We start from the raw sequence: 23192 nt of genomic DNA, 5'->3' as shown, positions 1-23192 counted from the left end.
AGCAGTCGCAGCGCCTTATCCCATAGGCGGATCTGCCTCCCCGGTCAGCGCCACGGCGCGGCCCAGCGCCTCGCGGCATTCGCCCACGATGCGCTCGATCAATTCGGCGCAGGTCGGAATATCGTCCATCAAACCGATGCCAAGCCCGGCCCAGACCAGTCCGCCATCCACTTCGCCACTCTCCAGCGCCGCACGTCCGCGTGCGCCTGCAACGAGCGGCCGAATATCCTCGAACGTCGCGCCAGGCTCCCGTTCCTTGACGTTCACCTCGTCGGCAACGGCATTGCGGAACACGCGCGCCGTGTTGCGCAGCTGGCGGAAGATCAGCGTCGTATCGCGCTCCGTCCCCTGCACCACCGCCTGCTTGATCGCCTCATGGATCGGCGCTTCCTTGGTCAGCATGAAACGGGTGCCCATGGTCACGCCTTCCGCGCCCAGGGCCAGAGCCGCCGCCATGCTGCGCCCGGTCGCCATGCCGCCCGCCGCCAGGATCGGAATGTCCAGCGCCCGCGCCGCAGCGGGGATCAGCACCATGCCCGGAATATCATCCTCGCCCGGATGACCGGCCGCTTCGAACCCGTCGATCGACACGGCATCGACGCCCGCGCGCTGCGCCGACAGCGCATGGCGAACGGCGGTGCATTTGTGCACGATCTTGACGCCCGCCTGCTTGAAACGAGCGATGAACTCGGCGGGACTGCGCCCGGCTGTCTCGACCACGCCAACGCCCGATCCAGCAATGACTTCGGCATAGGCTTCGTAGGGAACCGGCTGCGCGGTCGGCAAAATGGTCAGGTTCACGCCGAACGGCTTGTCCGTCATCGTCCGGCACCGCTCGATCTCGGCGGCCAGCGCCTCGGGCGTCGGCTGGGTCAGCGCCGTCAGTATGCCCAGACCGCCAGCATTGGACACCGCCGAAGCCAACTCGGCGCGGCCCACCCACTGCATGCCACCCTGGATGATGGGATAGCGCGTGCCAGTAAGCTCGGTAATCCGGGTCTTCATTCCACCATTCCCCTTTGATCAGGCCGCTTCCGCCTTGCCTTTATCCTGCGTCCCCAACCGCCAGCACTTGGATGTGGCGTATAGCCCAGCGCTTCTGCTTAATTTTCGAAGGTAAGAGCAAGGATGAGAATCTTCACGATGCCAAGGCTCTACCGCCCTGTGTCCGGCTCATCCAAGCAAAGTTGATAGCCGCCCCGAAAGATAGCGCCATGAGCAGCAGCATCGCCACATGATAGTTGTTCGTTGTATCTCGCAGCCAACCTGCGGCCGGAGCGCCGAATGTGAAAGGCAGGGTGAAAGCGCCCAGAAATCCTATAGTGCGCGGAAATGCCGCTACCCCGAATATCTGGGCGACAAGAACCGCAACCAACGGGAAAATGGCCGCTCCCGATATGCCCATGATTATCATCGCCAGCGCCAATGTTGGAAACCAGCCACTTGCTGAAATTAGGATCCAACTGACGGTCAATCCTGCACCGGCAGCACTCAATGTGCGCGCGGGGCCAAATTTATCACAAGCCAGTCCTGCCAGGATGGACCCGAATATGCTCGCAAAGCCCTTGATGGACAGGAGCAGCGCTCCCCAGCGGGCCGCGACCCCATATTCGGTTGCGATGGCAACGATATGGGCAGACCCGGTGATGGTACTCGCCTGAAGGACACCCTCGCCGATCAACACCCCCCAGAACAGCGGATGCGAGAGGATGGAAGGTCGTGAGCCCGCAGCCACTGTGGCGCTTTCGGGGCAATCGCTCTGCGGTGGCTCCGAAATGCCCAGCAGTACGGGCAGGAGCAAAATGTGCAGTACCGCTAGGGTCACGAAGAATGCCGGCAGACCAAATCTTTGTATGACTGCAAGGCCGAGCAGGGGAATGACAGTGACGAATAGCGGAATATACGCAATCCCGACCGCCCTTCCTCGCGCCTGTGGATGCCAATTCCCGGCCAATATACTAGGCGGCAAGCCTCCGAGCAGAGAAGCGCCAGGGCCGATCGCGAGCGTGCATACGATAAGTGTAGCCTCAATTGATTGCACCAAGGCAAGCAGAAAATAGCCTGTTATCGAAAGCACAGCACCGGTCATCATGGTGTTGCGCAGGCCGATCCGGGAAATCATTCCCGCGACGATCAGACCCAGCCCGCTCATCGCCAGCACCGTGAGGGCAAGGACCATCGCGGCCATGCTCCGCGTCGTGTCGAAACGGGCCTGAATCGCCAGTATGCTGACCGCAAAGCCGCCAAACGCGCACCCTGTGGCTGTATTCTGCGCGAGAAATGCCCGGACGAGCATCATGCGCGCTGTCCGCCTGTTCGGGTCAGCGGCGGCGCGCCGTTGCGCAAGGCTGCTCATATTATGGCGATCCCAAGAAAGTGGAGAAGGCGAGCGTAGCCGTCACGTCAACTGTGACGAGCGGCTACCTTTGCTCACAATAGCTGCCTCATTTTTCCCGTAACGATGCGTTATCGATGACGAATCGGTAACGCACGTCGCCCTTTTCCATGCGCTCATAGGCGGCATTGATGTCCTGAATGTCGATCAGTTCGATGTCGCTCGCGATGCCATGCTCTGCGCAGAAATCGAGCATCTCCTGCGTTTCGGCGATCCCGCCGACATTGGAGCTGGCGACCGACTTGCGGCCCATCATCAGCGACACATTGTGCAACGGCGGATCGATCGGGCCGAGCAGTCCCAGCAGGATGAGTGTCCCGTTCCACGCAAGTGTCGCGACATAGGGATTCACGTCATGCGCGTTGGGAACAGTGTCGAGGATGAAGTCAAAGCTGTTGGCCGCCGCCGCCATCTGCGCCTCGTCAGTTGACAGCACGACATGGTCGGCGCCCAGACGTCGCGCCTCTTCCTCCTTGCCCGGGCTGCGGGTGAAGAGCGTCACTTCGGCGCCCATCGCCTTGGCGAACTTCAGCCCCATATGACCCAAGCCGCCAAGGCCGATCACCGCCACCTTGTGTTCCGCGCCGACCTTCCAGTGACGCAACGGCGAATAAGTGGTGATGCCTGCGCACAGCAGCGGCGCTGCCGCCTTCGGGTCCAGGCCGTCGGGGATGCGTACCGTGAATTTTTCCGACACGACGATATTTTCGGAATAGCCGCCTTGCGATGGCATGCCGTCATGCCGATCCGCGAACCCATAGGTCGGCGTGGCATATTCCACGCAATAGGGTTCTTCGCCCGCGTTGCATGGCTTGCACTTCTGGCAGGAGTCCACATAGCAGCCCACCCCAACCATGTCGCCGGGCTGGAATTTGCTGACGCTGCTCCCGACAGCCGCCACCCGGCCAACGATCTCGTGGCCAGGAACAGTAGGATAGGTGACATACCCTCCGTGATTGCGGACGTGATGCAGGTCAGAATGGCACACGCCACAATAGAGGATATCGATCGCCACGTCGTCGGCACGAAGATCCCGGCGGGCGAAGGAGAAGGGCTCCAGATCGGTATCGGAGGCCAGCGCGGCATAGCCTTTGGTCAATTTTGTCATGACTGTGTCTATTGTCCTTAGATGAGGCCGAGACCGGAGAGGTCAGCCAGATATTTGCCGATCAGTTCGCGCGACAGATGCGGGACATCCTTGGCAGCGCCCACTTCATGCCGGATCACATCCGCGCGGAAGCGGGCGGAAGGAACACTGGTCCCGAATTCTCCCGGCATCTGATATTGTAGCTGGTGCAGCAGCGGCAGCGACGAATGTTGCCGCCGATCCTCGGGCAGCGCACGCATGGCGGTGCCGAAACGTTCGAGCCAGTCGGCGTAATCCTCGATCCGTTGGACCGGATATCCGGCGGCGTCGATCCAATCGACGAAGCTGTCCAGCGAAATGCCGTCATCATGGGAATTGATGACATGGTAGGTGCGATAGCCGCTCGTCGCCTTTGCCCCCAGGACGGCGATGGCCTCTGCCGTGAAGTCCACCGGCAGCCCGGGATAATGGGGCTTGGCCGTGCCGCTGTAGAATGACCGCGGCGCCAGCCCCGTAACCACGATGCTGAGCAGCAAGCGGGTGAACATGTCGGGGACGTTGAGCTGCCCCTCATAGCGGCTGTGCGCCAGGATCATGTCCGAGCGGAAGGTCGCAACCGGCAGGCAGAAGCGATCATGCGCATCCCGCAACAGAACCTCAGCCGCCCATTTGCTGTTGGCATAGCCATCGGCATAGCCCTCGCTCGACAGCGGCCGGACGGAGGAAGTCGTGCGTACGTCGGCGTCTTCGTCGATCATCACGCCGTCCGGCGTATGGGCCGCCGCCACGGTCGAGACATTGTTGATGGGCTTTAGCCTATGCGTGATGCCCAAGCGGATGACCTCCGCCGTGCCTGCGACATTGGGGCCGAACAGCTGATGATAGGGCAGGACGTGGTTCACCAGTGCGCCTGGATGGACGATCAGATCCACATCCTGGGCCAACCGCTTCCAATCGGCATCGGCAAGGCCAAGCTGCGGTTCGCCAAGATCGCCTGCCAGAACCTCCAGATGCGCGTCGGCGAGTGCCTCGAAGCGGCTCTTAAGTTGCGGGTCGCTGCTGAAGACCTGCGCGATGCGCTGCCGTGCCGCTGCTGCGTCGCGACCACGCGCGACGCAGATCAGCTTGCCGCCTACGTCGGCCATGCGCTCCAGCCATTCCAGGCCGAGGAACCGCCCCAAAAAGCCGTTCGCTCCGGTGAGGAAAACCGTCCGCACTTCCGTCGAAGGAGGCGAGGCGTTGCGCGCCGCGTCGAGGACACTGCCATCGATGAAGCGATCCAGCGTCAGGTCGCTCGCGCGGATCTCCTTCGCACCGGCGCCGTGCACCGAAGCAAAGGTCGGTCCCTTCGCCTCGCCACTCCGACCCCGTTCGATGAACTGGGCGAGGTCCTGCATGCTTCCGGCAGGGCTGTTGATGACCGATACCGGCACATCGATGCCGTAAATATCTTCAAGCAGCAGCGAGCAGGACACGGCCGAGAGCGAGTCTCCCCCCAGATCGGAGAAGCTCATCCGCTTGGAAAGATCGACATCCTCCAATCCGAGCGTCGCCTTGACGGCGCGGGCGACGGCTTCAAGCACGGGAAGCTCCTTGCCTTCACGGCGCAGCGCCTCAAGCTCATCCTGCTGGCTTGCCGCGATCCTGTCGTAAACGGCTTCAAGCGCGCCGGTATAGCGTTCCTTGAACTTGGGCCGCTGATATTTGCCGATGCCCGCCAGCAGGCCATTCTCTGCGCTGAAGGGCTCATGCTCGACGATGAAGTCGCGCGGCACTTCATAAGGTTGCAACTGTTCGGCGCGTGCGATGTTCTGGATCGCTTCGCGCAACGCGTCCTTGATCGCAGCCGGGTCATCGGCAATCCCCATCTGCTGGAGCGTCGCTTCATTGGGCACAAAGACGCCCACCAGAAATGCGCGCTCGCTGCTGCCGTATAGATAGACTTGCCGAATGAGCGGATCGCCGTTGGTGAAGATCGCCTCTAACCGGGCAATGGCGACGAACTCGCCCTGCGCGAGCTTCAGAACATTGTTGCGGCGATCGATGTAGACCAGATGGTCAGGGGCAATTTCCTGCATGATGTCGCCGGTCTTGTAATATCCGTCTTCGTCGAAAACTTCGGCGGTCACATCAGGTCGCTTGTAATAACCAAGCATGATGCTCGACGTCTTGATCCGCAACTCACCGCGCGGATAAGGCTTGTCGGTCTTGAAATAGCCAAGCTCAGGCACGTCATCCAGCTTATAGTCGATCACTGGCGGACGAACGACCCGGTTGTCGGTCAGCACCGCGGCGACTTCGGTGGCGCCATAATTATTGCCGAGCTTGTAGCCCAGACATTCTTCCATGAACTGCGATAGTTCAGGGGCGAGCGGGGCCGAGGCGAATGAAGCGACGAGCAGACGCCCGCCCAGGAGAATATCGCGCGTTTCGCGCAGCAACTCGGCCTTGACCGTGTCCAGGTCCGCGCCGGGTACGGATCGCCGGTCGAGCGCGACCTGATATTGCTGGTAAATCATTTCGCACACGCGCGGGACCAGCATCATGTAGCTAGGCCGACAAATGCGCATGTCGTCGAACAGTTCGGACAGGTCCTTCTTGCCCGTGAAATAGCCTATGCCCCCCAGCCCCAGGAGCGAGAAGACGATGCTCCGCCCTGACGTGTGGTTCATCGGCATGTAGATGAGGTTGATCATCGGCATGGGCGAATCGACGAGCCACAGCTGCTTGATCATCCGCTCAGGCAGCATCGCGCCCTTGGGCAGGCCGGTGCTTCCTGATGTGTAGTAGATGGTCGAGAGCCGCTCTCCGTCCGCCTTATCGAACAGTGGCGCGGCCGGCATCGCGCTGCCCTCCGCCAGAGCCGTTTCCAGCGTGACCAGCAAATGCGACAGACCCGCATCGGCGAGCTTTGCCCGGGCGGCCTCGAACCGCTCGCGCTCGTCATCAACCTCCGGATGATAATCGAACAGCAGCACACCGCGCGGACGATGGCCCTGGATGACCAGTTCGGCGGCCGTTTCGATATATTCCAGGCTGACCGCCAGCCAACTGGGCGCCACCTCGTTGAAGATGGACAGCGATTGCTGGAACGCGCCATTGGCCTGAAGGGGAACCGCCACTGCCCCATTGTGGATCGCGGCAAGATCGACCGTCGCAAAGTCCACGCTGCCAAAGGCAAGAAGGCAGAGAAACTCATCGGCTCCCAGCGACTGATCAGGATTATTGTGCCAGAAGGCGGCAAGTCGACGCGCCCGGTCCCATAACGTGGCGTAGCTTGTCGTTTCGAAATGCTTCTGGATCTCCCGCGTGGTGCGCCCGGTCGCGGGATCGACCTTCAGTTCCACCGCGCGCTCGGCCAACGCAGGTCGGTCAGCATAGCCCTCCATGCAAATCGCCACGATCTGGGCGAAACCGAGACCACTGAGACGCTTTGCAGTGTTGATTGCAGGGTCCGGTATCGCTGCCGCGACTTGCGGATCGGTTTCGATCAATAACTTCAGCCGTGTTGCAATGCCTTCGGCATAATCGTCCATAGACACCGTGTATTGCGAGCGATCCAGCTTGTCCTGAATACCCATATCACCTCTCGAAATTATCTTATTCAGAACAATATCATTCTATTGCCCGGAACATCTTTCTTCAGTTCATCCATCTAACGATGAGGACGATCGAAATTGCAGCCGGTGCACAGTTTGGCTGCGGTGCCGCCTTGCGTCGTGAAACTACGACTCCTGCCGCCGGGCAATTCCGTCGTCAGAAGCATGGCCCGAATATTTGGCAATCACCAAGTTTTGTCAATGACCGTTTTTTGAGCAGTGCGCATTTCTCACACGCACGCAAAGGCAGGCCTGAAAAGGCCGTGTTTCTGGTCATCCCATTTCCGTTTGGCGCCCTGCGCGTCAGCCCCGCTTGGCCGAGGATTTAGCGTCTGCCCTGGGGAGATTCGATATGTCTCGCGGAGTGATCGTTTTTGCTAGCTCTACCAAGCCCTTGACCGCGATATTCTTGACGCCGGGCATGTCGGATGCCCATGGCCGCCCAAAGCCCGAAAACATCGTCATTCCATCCGTTGCGCCATATATGAATATGGCTACCACTGCCGCATCCTCATGGCTCAACGCGGGGTTCAACCGTTCCACGAAAGAGGTGATCATCTGATGGACATGGCGATGCAGTGCTCCCAACCTATCCGCCACCAATTTGTTATGGTTGGCCATGGCCCAAAGCTCGGTAAACAGATGCGCGGTCTGCTTCGTGCTGACGTCATCAAGAATATGGGCGATCAACCGCGCTAACCCGTCCTCCGCGGAAAGGCTGGGCTGTTCCATCGCTCCGTTGACCTGGGTTTCGCCCGCAACAAGAATCTCGTCGAGCAGGACCTCGACCAACAGCTCCTTGCGCGGAAAGTGATGATTGACGTGACCGACCTTCAAACCGCATTCGGTAGCGATGCGTTGGAGCGTAAAGGCGCTGGCGCCTTCCTCGACCAATACATGCAGCGCCGCCTTAAGGATGGCGTTCACCGTTTCGGCTCCGCGCGAATAGACGCCAGGTTTCCGGCGCTTGGTTCCAATACGGTCATCGTTCATGGGCCGCTTATATCTCTGGCTGGGCGGCGATCAACCGACGAAACGGAAATGGGGTAATAGATTAAGCGACCCGGGCGTCTCGCGGTGAGACGACCGAATCGCGCTGCTCTCTTACGATTGTCCGGGGCACCTGATTTTCCCCATTGACAAAACCTTGTCATCCACCAAGTATTTGACGCGGGCGCATGTTGCTCAGCGGGGAGGCAGAGGAAAGGAGCCGATATCCCGGAGAGTTTGAAAGAAAAGTGTCTCCTCGGGTGATTCTATCTCCGATTCGGAATGATCTTACTGAGTTCTATATCGGCGAGATGAGTTTCGAAACGCGATTATAGGTTGATAATACTGACGTGATTCAAGTCATAACCATTTTGGTTCATGGCATGAGTTTATGCATCCATGAATTGACGATTAACTTCGTAACTATGCTGTCCATTCGACAATTGCGAAATTTTTGAAAAATATCACTAAACAAAAAGGGGAGATTCCATGATTGCGCGACACTTATTTCTCATTCGAACCTTGATGGGGAGTGTAGCTCTCGCAGGCTGCGCTGGAACGGCCTTTGCTCAGACGTCGACGGGACCGGGTGAGCCCACGGCAGCGGCAAGCGGTCCTGCGGCCTCCGGTCTGTCGGAAATCATCGTGACGGCACGCAGGCGGGCCGAACGGCTTCAAAATGTCCCGATCTCAGCCACTGCCTTTGATGCTGGCTCGCTCACGCAGCGAAATATTTCAAACACGCAGGACTTGCTCGGACAAGTGCCGTCGCTCGTTGTCGGCGGCTCTGGCCAGCAGCGCAATAGCGAGAACGTGACCATCCGTGGCCAAGGCGCGACTTTCAATGCAGCCCCAGGCGTGGTGCTCTATTCGGCCGAGGTTCCGATCATCGCCGATCAGCGCAATAATGCGCAAAATGGTGGCGGCCTCAATTATTATGACCTCGCTAGCCTGCAGGTATTGCGCGGGCCGCAAGGCACGCTGTTCGGCCGCAACACGACAGGCGGCGCCGTCTTGTTCGAGCCGCAGCGTCCAACCGATAGGCTCGAAGGCTATGGCCAGATCCAATATGGCAATTACGATTCGATCGAATTGCGCGGTGCTCTCAACGTGCCAATTGTTGAAGACAAACTCTTGCTGCGTGTCGCCGGCATTTATCAAAAGCGGGACGGCTTTACGCACGAGATAACCACTGACACAGACTTGGACAATCGCAACCGTTATTCATTCCGCGCAGGCTTAACTTGGCGCCCGGCGGACGGGATTGAGAATTATCTTCTTGCGACCTTCGCTCGCGTTCAGGAACATGGCACCGGGACGGTGCTCAACGCCGTTCCCGCCGGTGTCGATCCTCAAACGGGGCTGCCGTTCAGCACATATCTGCAGCAACAGATTGATCGCGGAATCCGTTCGGTAGCCCTTAGCCCACTGCTCTTTAGCGAACGCACGCGCTATTTCTCCGTGACAGATATCTTTTCGGCAGAACTCACGGATGCTTTGACCTTCCGCAACATCGCCAATTATCAGCATCTGAAGAACAGCGCGCCTTTTGATGGTGACGGCTATCCCGACGATCACAGGCCGCCATCCGCACAAGGCGGAACTTTGATCGGGGGGGATGAGATTAGTCCCGGTGGATTTTCGAAATATAACTATTACACTGACGCACGCCAATATTCGATCGAACCTCAGATTCAAGGCAATTTGGGTGAAGACGCGCTCAACTTCACGGTAGGCGCTTACTACCAGAATGTTAAGCCGACAGGTCCGCAGCTTGTCAGCGCGTCTAATCCGACAAGAAGAGGTCAAAGTTCAGACAGCAAAGCGCTTTATGCGCAGGGAACGTTATCGTTCGGCAGTTTCTCTGACAGTCTTGATGGACTACGGTTGACAGTCGGCTATCGCTATACATGGGACAAGCTGACGGCCTTCTCAAACTTCGGCCTCCCTGACGCTCCGGTTACGTCATCGAGCGCCAAATTCAAGGCGCCAAACTGGACGGCGGGCCTCGACTACAATGTCGACAAGAATGTGTTGTTGTACGCAAAGGTCAGTCGTGGATACAAGACAGGCGGCGTCGGCACTGCAACGCCCGCGCCTGAACTACGTTCGTTCCAGCCCGAATTCGTAACGGCTTATGAAGCAGGCATAAAAGCCGATTGGCACATCGGCAGCATTCCGATCCGCACGAATATCAATTATTACTACACGGATTATAAGGATCTGCAGAGGACAGGCGGAACCGCCTATTTCTATAATGGGCAACAGGTCTTTGGCGCGCAGACCAGCAATGCTGGGAAAGCGCATATCCAGGGTGTGGAGTTCGAAGGCGAGTTGCGGCCCGCAAGCTGGCTCACGCTATCCGGGACCTATTCGCACATCGCTGCGAAATATGACAAATATGCAACGCCATCGCTGTTTCCTGACGGCATTCCCGCCTTCGGCCTGCCGCCAGGCTTCGACTGCGGCGTGGGCGTTCCGTTCAATGGCGCGACGGGGCAGTGCGTCCTGACTGGTATACCTTTCCAGTTCACGCCGAAGAACCAGTTCAGCATTACCGGTAGGGTGGATCTGCCGCTGGATGAGTCCATCGGGAAGGTCAGCATTTCCGCTACTTATTCCTATATCGACGCCCAATACACGTCGCCTTCCAAGGCGCCGGTCGACGAACCGTTCGCCTATATCGGCGGAAACTGCCCCCGCCTGAATTCCGGTGCCTATGCCGGGTCAGTCCAGTGCGGCCCAGGAGATGGTTATGGCTTGCTCAGCATGAACTTGCAGTGGCAGAATGTCGCAGGATCGAACTTTGACCTCGGCGCGTTCGCAACCAACCTTACCAACGTAAAGTATATCATCAGTAGCCAGGGCGCATCCTATCAGAATGGCTTCAACTCCTACATATATGGGGAGCCCCGAATGTACGGCGTATCGATCCGATATCATTTCGGTAGTTGAGTAAGGCGAAGCGCCATCGCCCAATGGGGCCGGTGGCGCTTCGAGCCGACATTCGTTTCTCCATTTTGGCCCTCCGATTCTAGTCGGGAGCCACGAGAGCAGAAACCGCCAGCGGAGCGGTTCGGGGATTTGTAGCGCCGTTCAGGGCCAGCACCGATAGGATTAGCGCCGTTGCGCCATTGCGGATCGCTGCCGCTGCTGCCGGTGCATAGAGTGGCGAATGGTTGGTGGGCGGCGCCATCCCGCGCGCCTTGTAATCGGCAAGTGTTTCGGGCCGGTCGCCTCCGATCATGAGATAGGCGGAGGGGATGCCCCTTGCAGCGAATTCGGAAAAATCCTCGCTACCGGAAAAGCCAGGGGCACTTGCCGGGATCGAGATCACGCCAGAGCCGAATGCAGCCTTCAAAATGGGGGCGATCTTGCCCATAAGGCTGACATCATTGAGCGTTGATGCCGTTCCGTTCAGCTGGGTGATCGTTGGTGCCGGTGCGCCTGCCATGAGCGACACCGCACGCGCGGTCCTATCCACGCCGCTAAGCAGGAGGGCGCGCACCTCCGGCGTGAAGGAGCGCAGGCTAAGTCGGAGCGTCGCTGTGTCCGGGATGATGTTGCCGACGCTGCCTGCGTGAAAAGCGCCGACCGTAAGGACGCCAAACGTCGCCGCTTCCTTCTGTCGGCTGATAATTGTCTGTACGTCGCTGACGAAATGCGCGCCCATGACGATCGGGTCGATGGACGAACTGGGCGCCGATCCGTGCGCGCCACGACCGTTGAAGGTGATTTCCAACGCGTCGGACGCAGATAGGATGACTCCATCCTTCATCACGACTGCGCCAAGCGGCAAGCCGCCGCCAACATGCGCCGCTAGCGCATAATCCGGCTTGGGGAAGCGGGAGAAGAGGCCGTCATCCAACATCGCCTTGGCGCCACCCAATGGTTCTTCGGCGGGCTGGGCGATGAAGAGCAATGTGCCGCGCCATCGATGCTTCATCGAAACCAGCGCCTGCGCCGTGCCGACCCACCACGCCATGTGTACATCGTGGCCGCAGCTGTGCGCCACGAAGCTCTGCTTGCCATCAAGTTCAGCCTTTGCGCGGCTGGAGAAAGTAAGTCCCGTCTTTTCCTCCATTGGCAATGCGTCCATTTCAGTTCGCACCAGTGTCACCGGCCCGGGTCCATTCCGGTAAATGGCGACTACGCCTGTCTTGCCTACATTCTCTGTCACGTCGAAGCCGAGCGCGCGCATGTTCTTGGCCAGCAACTTCGCCGTTCTGCGCTCTTGGAAGCCAAGTTCAGGATGCTGGTGGATATCGCGATAAAGCGCTTCCAACCGGGGCATTGCGCCTTCCAGCATCCGGTCAATCACTGCTTTGTTGTCTCCACCGCCGTTGGGGTCTGACACCTTGGGGACGGCGGTCGTCGCCGCAAGGGCTCCCGCCGACGAGAGCAGCAGTGTCAAGGTGGTGAGAGCGGCGATGCGCTTCATAGTTTCCTCCGGTTCTGATTATGGATGCAGAGCAACATAGCCGCGCCCGCCGAACCGCGCCCTTATCGTCTGTTCATCTCTATAACCTGGAGTGATAGCGCTATTGCAGGGACGCGCGGATGGCCTTAGCCAACAGCGCGCCGCTAGGTGTCAGCAGCTCTTCGTCCCTTTGAATAAGCGCAATATGCATTTCAGGCAGGTCAATGCCGAGATCAACCTTAGTCAGCGCGCCACTCTCGAACCTGTGATCAAGATGCGCATTCTTGATATCGGCCCAATGACTGACGAGCGCCTGTTGCTCTGCAAGCTTGAAATAAACTGCAATAGACGTGCAACGGGAAATCCGCTTTGGAACATTACAGCCCAGCCGGTCGGCGAGGACGGGAATATATCCATGATGATAGTCGGCCAAGTCGCCGGTGATCCATTCAAGCGCCATCAGCTGGTCGATCGTCTGGGGCAGTATAGGGCCTTGTCCTCCCACCGCCAGCATCGTCGGATAGCTTCTCAACGCAGCGTATTGCAGACCCGCGAGATCCAAACTGCCATAATGGTGGACGATGCCGAGATCGAGTGTTCCGCTGCGCACCGCATCAAAAATATGTGCAGGTCTCAATTCGAGCAAAGCCAGTTCCACAGACGGTTGGCGCACGCGAAAGCTAGCAAATACATCCGCGATATTCGTGCCTGCAATCGGCGGTGAAATGCCGATCAGCAACCGCCCTCCCAGCGTACCCTTCAGCCAGTCGACTTCCTCATGGGCTTTATCCAGCTCCTTCTGAATGCTGTCATGGCGTTTTGCCAGGATTGCACCAAAAGGTGTCAAGGTGGCACCCTGCACATTGCGGACAACTAGCGATACGCCGAGCTGGCGCTCCAATTCGCGGATCGATTTACTCAGCGCGGGCTGCGAAACATGCATGGCGCGCGCTGCACGCTGGATGCTTCCGGCCCTGGCAACCTCCGCTAGCGCGCGCAATTGATGAAGTTTCATCGACTTTTGCCTCTCGCCCTACCATTCCGGCCCGTTAATAATGGTTTTGCCAAAGTCGGCGCTCCTTGGTGTGGCTTGAAATCGTTGCGATCAGAAATTTGACCGCTCAATAGCAGGATGTGGAATGGCGTTGCCACTCCCGCTTTGGTAATCGACCTTCCCAGTTTGGCGAGGCCTTGGCCGGGGACGGCTTTAGCCAAGGTGGCTTCCGTAAGCTGGTCGTCGTTTATCCGCTTTTGCATACAGGCTTTGCATAGCTCAGTGCGATTTCTGTACTTTTCGGCGTAGGCCGATGGCAGATAGTGTCTTACAAAATCGCATTTATCGGGATTGAAATGGGCACTGCCGCACAGGAAGAGACGTTTTCAGACATTCGTGATGGCATCCGCCGTCTTTGTGCGCGGTTCCCCGGAGCCTATTGGCAGGAGCTGGATGCTGAGCGGCGCTATCCCACGGAGTTCGTGACCGCGCTGGCCAGCGAGGGTTGGCTATCTGTCCTTATCCCGGAAGAATATGGCGGCTCGGGACTTGGGCTGGCTGCCGCGACGGCAGTGCTGGAGGAGGTGCACCGCTCCGGCTGCAATGGTGGCGCGGCGCATGCGCAAATGTACACCATGGGCACCGTCCTGCGGCATGGGTCGGAGGAGCAGAAGGCGCGGTACTTGCCGAAGATAGCGTCGGGGGAGCTGCGCCTTCAGGCTTTCGGCGTCACCGAGCCGACGAGCGGCACTGATACCACCCGCATTCGGACATTCGCCAAGCGAGACGGCGATGACTATGTCGTCAACGGGCAGAAGATCTGGATCAGCCGCGCTGAACATTCCGATCTAATGGTGCTGCTGGTGCGCACCACGCCGCGCGAGGAATGTGCCAAGCCGACCGATGGGATCAGCGTTCTGCTGGTCGACATGCGCGAAGCCGTCGACAATGGCCTTACCATCCGGCCGATCCGGACGATGCTGAACCATGCGACTACGGAGCTGTTCTTCGACGATCTGCGGGTGCCAGCGGAGAATTTGATCGGCGAGGAAGGCAAGGGCTTCCGCTACATCCTGTCGGGCATGAACGCCGAACGCATCCTGATCGCGTCCGAATGTATCGGCGACGCGCGCTTTTTTATCGATCGCGCCAGCGCTTATGCGAAGGACAGGTCGGTGTTTGGTCGTCCCATCGGCCAGAACCAAGGTATCCAGTTCCCGATCGCGCGCGCCTATGTGCAGACGACCGCCGCCGCTACCATGGTGGATAAAGCGGCAGCGCTGTTTGATGCGGGCGTGCAGCCGGGCACGGAGGCGAACATGGCTAAGATGCTGGCGTCTGAAGCATCCTGGTTTGCCGCCGACATGTGCGTTCAGACCCATGGCGGCTTTGGCTTCGCGGAAGAATATGACATCGAACGCAAGTTCCGCGAAACCCGCCTGTATCAGGTTGCGCCGATCTCGACGAACCTGATCCTCAGCCATGTGGCGACGCATGTGCTGGGCCTGCCGAAGAGCTTCTGATGAGCAAAGTGCTGGAAGGCTTGCTGGTCGTCTCGCTGGAACAAGCGGTGGCAGCCCCATTGTGCACCAGCCGCCTTGCCGAGGCTGGCGCGCGAGTCATCAAGCTGGAGCGCGCGGAGGGTGATTTCGCACGCGGCTATGACTCTGTCGTGCATGGCGAGAGTGCCTATTTCGTCTGGCTCAACCGTGGCAAACAATCGCTTCGCATCGACCTGAAAGACCCGGCCGACGCGGCGCTGGTGGAACGGATGCTGTCGAAGGCGGACGTGTTCGTCCAGAATCTCGCCCCCGGCGCGGCAGCGCGGTCGGGTTTCGGATCGGCTGATCTGCGCGCCCGCTATCCGCGCCTCATCACTTGCGACATCACCGGCTATGGCGAGAGCGGCGAAGCGGCGGGGATGAAGGCCTATGACTTCCTGATCCAGTGCGAAGCCGGGCTGGCGAGCATCACCGGCACGGCCGACGATCCCGCGCGCGTGGGGGTTTCCGTCGCCGATATTGCCTGCGGGATGAACGCGCATGCCGCGATCCTTCAGGCGCTGATCGAACGGGGGCAGACGGGCAAGGGGCGTGGCATCGCCGTGTCTCTGTTCGACGGGCTGGCCGACTGGATGACGGTGCCGCTGCTGCATTATGATTATGGCGGCAAGGCTCCGTCGCGCGCTGGTCTGAAGCATCCCTCGATTGCGCCCTATGGCGCCTTTGCGACGGCGGACGGATCGCAGATCGTGGTGTCGATCCAGAACGAGCGGGAATGGGCGAAATTCTGCGCCACGGTACTCGGCGACGCGAGCCTTGCGACTGACCCGCGCTATGCGTCCAACACGCTGCGCTGCGCCAATCGCCCTGAGCTGGATGCGCTGGTCGGCCGTGTTTTTGCAGCCGAAATGCCCGACGCGCTGATCGCCCGGCTGGAAGCGGCTGGCACCGCATGGGCGCGGTTGAACGGCATCGACGGCCTGTCGCGGCACAGCCAGCTTCGCCGCGTTACCGCCGAAACGCCGACGGGGCCAGTCGCCTTGCCAGCCTCGCCCATAAGATGGGATGGCGAGGAAGCGGTCGCGCTGCCAGTTCCGGCTTTGGGCGGCGATGATGAAGCGATCTGCGCGGAGTTCCTGTGAGCGAAGCGGCCGAACATAGTATCGACATAGCCGCCGCCCGTCAGGCGCATTTGCTCGCCGCGCTGCTCGATCATGACACGCCGCCGTGGCGGCCGGGCGAATTGCCGCCGCTTGCCCATTGGCTGTTGTTTCCGCCGGACGCGCGGCAGTCAGCTATCGGGCGGGATGGACATCCGCTGCGGGAGGATGATGGCCTGCCGCGCCGGATGTGGGCGGGCAGCCGTGTCCGCTTCCTTGCGCCGATCATGCTTGGCAGCGAAGTGGCGCGTGAGACGAGCGCGATCGCGGTCAATGACAAACAGGGGCGATCGGGGCGGATGCGCTTCGTCACATTGCGTCACCTGCTGAAGGTGGACGGCCAAGTCTGCGTCGAGGAAGAGCAGGACATCGTTTATCGCGAAGCCGGGCGGAATGGGGCTCCTCTTCCGCCCGAAGCGCCGACCTCGGTCGCGCCCGTAGCGCGTGTGGTAACGATCGATCCGGTGCAGCTTTTCCGCTTCTCCGCTCTCACCTTCAATGCGCACCGCATTCATTATGACCTGCCCTACACTCGGGATGCCGAAGGCTATCCGGGGCTGGTCGTCCATGGCCCCTTCATTGCGACCTTGCTGATGGACCATTTCCTCCGCCACGCTCCAGCCGCGCAGGTTGCAAGCTTCTCCTTCCGTGCGCAGCGGCCGATCTTCGCGGGCGAGCCATTCACGCTGGGGCTGTCGGGCGGCGACTTGATGGCGATTGATCATGCGGGCGGGCTGGCCATGCAGGCGCGGGTGGAAGCCCGATAGCCCTATCCTATGCCGCCAGATTCGTCAGCTTTCCAACGTCCGGCAGAGAGGCGAGATCAAGTGCAGCCGTGGCGAGCGCGTCCGCCTTGTCGTTCCCGAGTGCGCCATTGAGCAGCGCTGCGCCCGCCGGAGCATAGCCCGCCGCATCACCAAACACTCGCGCGGTGCCATTGCTCATGCCCATCGCAGCCACGGTTGCGAGCAAGGGTGGAGTCACTGCCGCCTCATCGCGCGCGCGATGCTACCGATGAGGTCGAGCAGGAGGAGGGGGGTGCGCTCGACAACTTCTGGCGGGAGGGAAGAAATCGAAACGGTGGCACAAAAGTTCGCCAAGGCTTCCGTGATTTTCATCATCTCAGCGGATGACGAAGGGGTTTGACACGGGCGAGCCAAGGTCGATCCACACGCTCTTGGTCTGGAGATATTCGTCCATTGCCTCCTGCCCGTTTTCGCGCCCGATACCGCTGCGCTTCATGCCGCCAAAGGGCGCCATGAAGCTGACAGCGCGATAGGTGTTGACCCAGACAGTGCCCGCTTCGACCCGTTCCGACATGCGAATGGCGCGGCCGATATCTTGCGTCCATACCCCAGCGGCGAGACCATAAGGGCTGTCATTCGCGATCGACAGCGCCTCCTCCTCATCATCGAACGGGATGATGGCGAGCACCGGCCCGAACACTTCCTCGCGCGCGATTGGCATCTGGTTGTCGACGCCGGTAAAGATAGTGGGCTGCACGAACCAGCCACCCTCCAAGCCTGCAACGGTGGGTTGGCCGCCGCCCAGCACGCATTCGGCGCCTGACTGGCGCGCGCTTGCGATATGATCGAGCACCTTGCCCCGCTGGGCGAGGGTTGTCACCGGCCCGACCTGCGTATCGGCAAGCTTCGGATCGCCGATACGGGCCGTGCCTGCCAAGGCGATCAGGCGCTCCACCACCTCGTCATGGACGTCGCGCTGCACGAGCAGGCGCGATCCCGCGATGCAGGTTTGGCCCGACGCCGCGAATATGCCGGACACCGCGCCATAGACTGCGCGTTCAAGGTCCGCATCGCCGAAGATGATGTTGGGCGACTTGCCGCCCAGTTCCAGCGTAACCTTCTTCAGGTTTTCGGCAGCGGAGCGATAGACCGCAATGCCGCCGGGCTCGCCTCCGGTGAAGGCGATCTTGGCAATGTCGGGATGCTTGACCAAGGGCTCGCCGCACTCCTGGGGCAGGCCGGTCACGGTATTGACCACGCCCGCCGGGAACCCCGCGCGTTCGAACAGCTCGACAAAGGCGAGGGTCGAGCAGGAAGCATGTTCGGACGGCTTGATGACCGTGGTGTTACCCGCCGCCAGCAACGGCGCCAGCTTCCACGCAAGCAGCAACAGCGGTGAGTTCCACGGCGTGATGCAGGCGATCACGCCTAGCGGCTCGCGGCGGGTGAAGGCATGCATCGACGGCTTGTCGATGGGCAGGACATGGCCCTCAATCTTGTCGGCCAGACCAGCAAAATAGCGGTAGTAGGCGGGGAGATAGCCAAGCTGCGCGCGCATCTCCACGATCAGCTTGCCATTGTCATGGGTCTCGATCTGCGCCAGCCGCTCGGCTTCTTCAGCCAGTATGTCGGCAAAGCGGTAGAGCAGGGCACCACGCGCGGTTGCTGTCAGGCCGCGCCACTCGGGCGAGCGGAAGGCGGTGCGCGCGGCCTCCACCGCTGAATCGACGTCGGCAGAGGTGCAACGGGGGATAAGCGCCCATGCCTCACCCGTCGCAGGATCAAGGCTCTCAAACCATTCGCCGCCCGTTGCGTCGCGCACGCTACCCGCCAGCAGATTGCGGAACCGGACCAGATCATCAGCCATCACATATTCTCCCCAAGCCGACGTGGGCTGCTGCTTCAGTTTGGCCCAAAGCCTAGATGCTCCCGCATGCGCGCCTTCAGCCATACACCGTCGCGCGCGGGCAGGGCACGCGGCGTTTCTTCATGGACAATGCGGATGACGATCAGGCGCGGCCCTTCGCCGATGGTGCCGATCGCTTCACGCGCCCGGGCAATGCCAGCCTCGTCCGTGATCTCGAAACATTCGGTGAAGCCGCAGACGCGCGCCAGTTCGGCCAGGTTGATGCCTGCGCCCGCATGGCTCATCTGGCCGCCCGTCTCGCCATAATGGCCGTTGTCCAGCACGACGATCGATAGGTTCTTTGGACGCTGCACAGCGATGGTGGCAAGGCCGCCAATGCCCATCAACTGCTCTCCATCGCCTGTGACCACTGTCACCGGGCGGTCGGGTTGCGCGAGAGCCAGGCCCAGCCCGGTCAGCGCCGCGCCGCCCATCGCGCCCCAGAGGTAGAAGTTGCCGGGATGGTCGCCCGCTGCAAAGACATCATAGGTGGGCGAGCCAAGGCCAGTGACGATCAGCATATCCTCGCGATCGGAGAGCAAGGCCGCGACCGCCGGGCGGCGGTGGAGACGGTTCACTTCAGCCATTTCTTGGCTCCCAGCATGCTTTGCGACAACAGGATGGCGATCGGCTGATCGCTTTCAAACGCCATGGTGGCGGCGGAAGCCATCATGGGGGCGAGGTCTTCCAGCCGGTCGATGCGGATGGTGGTGACGCCCATGATCTCAAGCGCGGCGGGCGTCGCCCGGCCCATCGAGACTTGCCACGGATTGAACTCCTGAAACTCGCCGCGCATCGTGACGATGGTCAGGAACGGCACACGGCAGCTCGCCAGCAGCGAGAGCATGTTGATGCAGTTGCCAACGCCGCTCGACTGCATGAGGAGAGCGCTGCGCTCCCCGCCCAGCCAGGCCCCGGTGCAAAGAGCGATGCCCTCTTCCTCGGTAGTAAGAACAACGCTCTTCATGTTCTCGGCAGCGCTGCACATGCGGATCAGGCGCGCATGGCCTGCGTCCGGGACATAACTGACCTGCCGAACATTCGCCTGCTGCAAGGCGTCGAAGATTATGGGTGCCCAGGGGGAGTCGGCGTGCGCCCCTGTTTCCGTCTCGCTAATGGCTGACATGCGGTCCTCGAAGTGGATTTTCGCAAAGCCTATTGCCGGATTTGCTAAACCAATAGGAACAATCTACGCGTCCAGCTATGTCGGTTAGGCATGATAAAAAGGGTGTGAGCAGGTGGACTTCCGGCGGCTTGAACATTTCCTGAAAATCGCCGAACTCGGCTCGCTCAGCCGGGCGGCCGACAGGATGCGGATTGCCCAGCCCGCCCTCAGCCGCCAGATGCGCATCCTGGAGGAAGAGGCAGGCACGCCGCTATTCTACCGCCATCGCCGGGGCATGCAGCTCACCCCGGCTGGTGAGGAATTGCGCCAGCATATCGCAGGGCCAGTACGACAAGTCCGGCAGGCCTTTGACGACATACGAAACCGCTCTGCGGAGGGGGGCGGCCAGATTGCCCTCGGGGTTCCGCCTACGGTCAGCTATATTCTGGCCGGGCGGCTTGCCCGCCGTGTCGCGGAGCAGGCGCCCAACATCTCGCTGCGGATCGTCGAGGGCTATGCAGGGCACCTCATCGACTGGCTGCAAAGGGGGGAGATCGACGTCGCGCTTCTGTACGGCCCGGCTTCGGATTTCCAAATGAACGTCGCGGAAATGCTGTATGAGGAGTTGGTGCTCGTAGGCCCGTCTTCCTCCGACCTCGATCCCGCGACGCGAATCCCTGTACAGGAACTCGTCAAGCTCCCCATCGTGCTGCCTAGCCAGTCGCACGGCCTTCGCCTGATCGTGGAGGCCGCGGCGCGCAAGGTCGGCGTGCCACTCAATGTTCGATTTGAAGCAGACTCGTTCCTGGTGCTCAAAGAGCTTGTTGAGTTTGGTCTCGGCTACACTGTGTTGCCGCTCTCATCCTTGAACCGGGAAGTCGACGCTGGCATCCTGCGCTACGCACCGGTCGGTAATCCGCCCGTTGTTCGCCAGCTGGTGCTCGGCATGCCCCGAGAAGAGCAGTTGACCCGTTCAACGCGGATCATCGTTCGGCTGGTGCGCGAAGAGATCAAGCATCTGGTGGATAGCGGCGTCTGGAAGGCGCAGCTGCAATATTGATTTTCTGGTGCCAGCGCGGTTCGGACATATCGATCCGGCATAGGTGGCGATAGCTGTTCTATGACTATGAACGCCACTGTGGAGCTATTTTGCCGCGACGCAGGAACATGAGAATATGGGGAGGATCAGGGTTGAATAGGCGGCAAGCCGAGCCATCGGCCCGGATGAAGCGAAAGGCAGCAGGCGTCCTTTCGCTTGGCGACTATGAAGCCCTTGCGTACGCGCATCTGCCACGCCCGTTGTTCGGCTATGTCGCGGGGGCATGTGAGGATAATCTGACCGTATCGGCCAATCGGGAAGCGATGCGCCGCGTCACTTTCGTCCCGCGCGCTTTGCGGGACATGGCAGGCCGCAGTCAGCACTCCTCCTTGTTCGGTGAGAACTGGTCTTCCCCGTTCGGCATAGCGCCGATGGGGCTGTCCGCGCTGGTCGCCATGCGCGGCGACATCGCGCTCGCACGGGCTGCGCATGCCGAAAATGTGCCGATGCTGCTCAGCGCGACGTCGCTTATCCGGCTGGAGGAGGTGCGCGCCGTCTCGCCCTCTTGCTGGTTCCAGGCCTATCTGCCTGCCGATCGGGACTGGATCGATGGCGTGGTCGACCGCGTAGCCGCTGCGGGTTTCGGAACGCTCGTCATTTCCGTCGACGTACCCGTTCTGGGTAACCGCGAGAATTTGATCCGCGAACGGTTCTCCACCCCGATCAAACCCTCGCTTCGGCTGGCGCTGGATGGCCTGTTGCACCCACGTTGGCTGCTCGGGACCTTTGCACCGACCTTGATCCGCCACGGCATGCCAGCGTTCGAAAATTCCAGCGCGACACGCGGCGCGCCCGTGATCGCCCGCAATGCCGAGCGCAGCTTCGGGCAGCGCGACAGGCTGACCTGGAACGGTATCAAATATATTCGGGACCGCTGGCGCGGCAATCTGATCATCAAAGGCCTGCTTCACGCCGAAGATGCCAGGCTGGCGCGGGACGTTGGCGCCGACGCCATCATCCTGTCGAACCATGGCGGACGGCAGCTCGATGGCGCGATCGGCACGCTCGACGCCTTGCCCGCTGCCGTCGCCGCCGCAGGCGACATGCCCGTCCTGATCGACAGCGGCTTCCGGCGCGGCAGCGACATATTGAAGGCGATCGCGCTCGGCGCGCGCATGGTGCTGATCGGCCGCCCCTTCCTCTATGCGGCGGCGGTTCATGGGGAAGCGGGGGTGCGTCACGCGATTGGACTGCTGCGCGCGGAGATCGACCGGAACATGGCACTCCTAGGCACCAACTCACTCGATGAGCTTGGGCCGGACTATCTCCACCGTACGGACGGAGCAGCCACATGACAGAGACCGACCAGCCCCGCCCTTGCCCCGGTCCACCTGCCGAGCAGGGTCCGCCGACCCGCTTCCTGATGCCCGCAGGCGCGATCGACACCCATTGCCATGTCATTGGCGCGCCGCCCGACTATCCATTTGCGGCGGAACGGTCCTATACCCCGCCGCCTGCCAGCGCAGAGACGTATCTTGCGATGCTGGATGCTGTGGGTTTCGCCAAGGGCGTCCTCATTCAGGTCAGTGTGCATGGCACGGACAACCGCCTGCTCTTCGACACGCTGGCCGCGCATCGCGAGCGGCTGCGCGGGGTTGCTGTAATGCCCGCCGATCTACCCGGCCGAGCCTATGCCGAGGCGCATGAGGCGGGTGTGCGCGGACTTCGTCTCAACGACTTCATCCGCGATGGCGGGGGACTCTACGGCGGAGGAATAGGATTCAAGGATCTGGAGCGGTTCGATGCGCTAGCCTGCGAGATGGGCTGGCATCTCCAACTCCTGCTCGACGGCCGGAACCTCATGGATCTCGCCCCGCGCATCGCCCGTCTTCGCTGTCCCTGGATCATCGATCATATGGGACACATCCCTTACACAGCGGGCATTGGTCATCCGGGATTCCAGATGCTGGTCCAACTGGTCGCCGATGGCGGATGGGTCAAGATTTCCGACGCATTCCGCATGTCGGAACAGCCAGACTATCGCGATTCCATTCCCTTCGCCCAAGCGTTGGTCGCCGCCGCGCCCGACCGCTGCGTCTGGGGATCGGACTGGCCCCACGTCGCGCAATGGCGGCCAATGCCCACGGTTTCAGGACTGCTCGACCTGCTCGCCGAGTGGGTGCCCGACGAAACGGTGCGCAACCGCATCCTGGTGGACAATCCGGCACGTTTCTATGGCTTCTGAAAAG

General features: G+C 60.7%; 18 protein-coding genes. 7 read left to right on the top strand and 11 right to left on the bottom strand.

Annotated elements, in window-relative coordinates; genetic code table 11:
- Positions 1-15 precede the first annotated feature (15 nt).
- From ACZ5TH_RS16305 to ACZ5TH_RS16285, 5 genes are all read right to left on the bottom strand, one after another.
- On the bottom strand, positions 16-1005 hold the full coding sequence (locus tag ACZ5TH_RS16305) for an NAD(P)H-dependent flavin oxidoreductase (protein ID WP_464795303.1): 990 nt from the start codon (positions 1003-1005) through the stop codon (positions 16-18).
- 133 nt (positions 1006-1138) lie between these two features.
- Positions 1139-2356: an MFS transporter gene (locus tag ACZ5TH_RS16300; RefSeq protein ID WP_464795302.1), complete on the bottom strand. Its 1218-nt coding sequence runs from the start codon at positions 2354-2356 to the stop codon at positions 1139-1141.
- Positions 2357-2444: 88 nt separating this feature from the next.
- Complete coding sequence (locus ACZ5TH_RS16295; protein ID WP_464772879.1) at positions 2445-3503, bottom strand: NAD(P)-dependent alcohol dehydrogenase; 1059 nt, start codon at positions 3501-3503, stop codon at positions 2445-2447.
- Positions 3504-3520: 17 nt separating this feature from the next.
- The gene (gene car / locus ACZ5TH_RS16290; protein ID WP_464795755.1) at positions 3521-7018 is read right to left on the bottom strand and encodes a carboxylic acid reductase; all 3498 of its coding nucleotides are present in this window, start codon (positions 7016-7018) and stop codon (positions 3521-3523) included.
- A 366-nt stretch (positions 7019-7384) separates the two neighbouring features.
- Positions 7385-8074, bottom strand: a complete 690-nt coding sequence (locus ACZ5TH_RS16285; RefSeq protein ID WP_464795301.1) for a TetR/AcrR family transcriptional regulator — start codon at positions 8072-8074, stop codon at positions 7385-7387.
- Between the two features lie 486 nt (positions 8075-8560).
- Between ACZ5TH_RS16285 and ACZ5TH_RS16280 the strand changes: the two genes are divergently transcribed.
- Positions 8561-11026: a TonB-dependent receptor gene (locus ACZ5TH_RS16280; protein WP_464795300.1), complete on the top strand. Its 2466-nt coding sequence runs from the start codon at positions 8561-8563 to the stop codon at positions 11024-11026.
- A 79-nt stretch (positions 11027-11105) separates the two neighbouring features.
- Here the strand turns inward: ACZ5TH_RS16280 and ACZ5TH_RS16275 are convergent, their stop codons facing one another.
- Both ACZ5TH_RS16275 and ACZ5TH_RS16270 read right to left on the bottom strand, forming a co-directional pair.
- Complete coding sequence (locus ACZ5TH_RS16275; protein WP_464795299.1) at positions 11106-12512, bottom strand: amidohydrolase; 1407 nt, start codon at positions 12510-12512, stop codon at positions 11106-11108.
- A 100-nt stretch (positions 12513-12612) separates the two neighbouring features.
- Positions 12613-13506 (bottom strand): LysR family transcriptional regulator, encoded by an 894-nt coding sequence (locus ACZ5TH_RS16270; protein ID WP_464795298.1) that lies wholly within the window; start codon positions 13504-13506, stop codon positions 12613-12615.
- A 335-nt stretch (positions 13507-13841) separates the two neighbouring features.
- Here ACZ5TH_RS16270 and ACZ5TH_RS16265 point away from each other — a divergent pair, with 335 nt between their 5' ends.
- From ACZ5TH_RS16265 to ACZ5TH_RS16255, 3 genes are read left to right on the top strand one after another with little or no spacing between them, the layout of a single operon-like run.
- On the top strand, positions 13842-15008 hold the full coding sequence (locus ACZ5TH_RS16265; protein WP_464795754.1) for an acyl-CoA dehydrogenase family protein: 1167 nt from the start codon (positions 13842-13844) through the stop codon (positions 15006-15008).
- Positions 15008-16129, top strand: coding sequence for a CaiB/BaiF CoA transferase family protein (locus ACZ5TH_RS16260; RefSeq protein WP_464795297.1), 1122 nt, complete (start codon positions 15008-15010; stop codon positions 16127-16129). The genes ACZ5TH_RS16265 and ACZ5TH_RS16260 overlap by 1 nt, the downstream gene beginning before the upstream one ends.
- The gene (locus ACZ5TH_RS16255) at positions 16126-16914 is read left to right on the top strand and encodes an HTD2 family dehydratase (RefSeq protein WP_464795296.1); all 789 of its coding nucleotides are present in this window, start codon (positions 16126-16128) and stop codon (positions 16912-16914) included. The genes ACZ5TH_RS16260 and ACZ5TH_RS16255 overlap by 4 nt, the downstream gene beginning before the upstream one ends.
- Before the next feature lie 7 nt (positions 16915-16921).
- Here the strand turns inward: ACZ5TH_RS16255 and ACZ5TH_RS16250 are convergent, their stop codons facing one another.
- From ACZ5TH_RS16250 to ACZ5TH_RS16235, 4 genes are all read right to left on the bottom strand, one after another.
- Complete coding sequence (locus ACZ5TH_RS16250) at positions 16922-17131, bottom strand: hypothetical protein (RefSeq protein ID WP_464795295.1); 210 nt, start codon at positions 17129-17131, stop codon at positions 16922-16924.
- Between the two features lie 138 nt (positions 17132-17269).
- On the bottom strand, positions 17270-18760 hold the full coding sequence (locus ACZ5TH_RS16245) for an aldehyde dehydrogenase (RefSeq protein ID WP_464795294.1): 1491 nt from the start codon (positions 18758-18760) through the stop codon (positions 17270-17272).
- 35 nt (positions 18761-18795) lie between these two features.
- Positions 18796-19386 carry a thiamine pyrophosphate-dependent enzyme gene (locus tag ACZ5TH_RS16240; RefSeq protein ID WP_464795293.1) on the bottom strand — a complete coding sequence of 197 codons (591 nt, stop codon included), beginning with the start codon at positions 19384-19386 and terminating at the stop codon, positions 18796-18798.
- Complete coding sequence (locus ACZ5TH_RS16235; protein WP_464795292.1) at positions 19374-19925, bottom strand: hypothetical protein; 552 nt, start codon at positions 19923-19925, stop codon at positions 19374-19376. Before ACZ5TH_RS16235 ends, ACZ5TH_RS16240 begins: the two co-directional genes overlap by 13 nt.
- 112 nt (positions 19926-20037) lie before the next feature.
- Here ACZ5TH_RS16235 and ACZ5TH_RS16230 point away from each other — a divergent pair, with 112 nt between their 5' ends.
- The 3 genes from ACZ5TH_RS16230 to ACZ5TH_RS16220 all read left to right on the top strand — a co-directional run bounded on the left by ACZ5TH_RS16230 (position 20038) and on the right by ACZ5TH_RS16220 (position 23188).
- On the top strand, positions 20038-20964 hold the full coding sequence (locus ACZ5TH_RS16230; RefSeq protein ID WP_464795291.1) for a LysR substrate-binding domain-containing protein: 927 nt from the start codon (positions 20038-20040) through the stop codon (positions 20962-20964).
- A 164-nt stretch (positions 20965-21128) separates the two neighbouring features.
- Entirely contained in the window at positions 21129-22298 is a 1170-nt protein-coding gene (locus tag ACZ5TH_RS16225) for an alpha-hydroxy acid oxidase (protein WP_464795290.1), read from the top strand.
- Positions 22295-23188, top strand: coding sequence for an amidohydrolase family protein (locus tag ACZ5TH_RS16220; RefSeq protein ID WP_464795289.1), 894 nt, complete (start codon positions 22295-22297; stop codon positions 23186-23188). The genes ACZ5TH_RS16225 and ACZ5TH_RS16220 overlap by 4 nt, the downstream gene beginning before the upstream one ends.
- Positions 23189-23192 lie beyond the last annotated feature (4 nt).

The sequence above is a fragment of the Sphingobium sp. TomTYG73 genome (assembly GCF_055394245.1).
The sequence above is the reverse complement of the archived record's forward strand: the minus strand, read 5'-3'. Positions and strand labels throughout refer to the sequence as shown.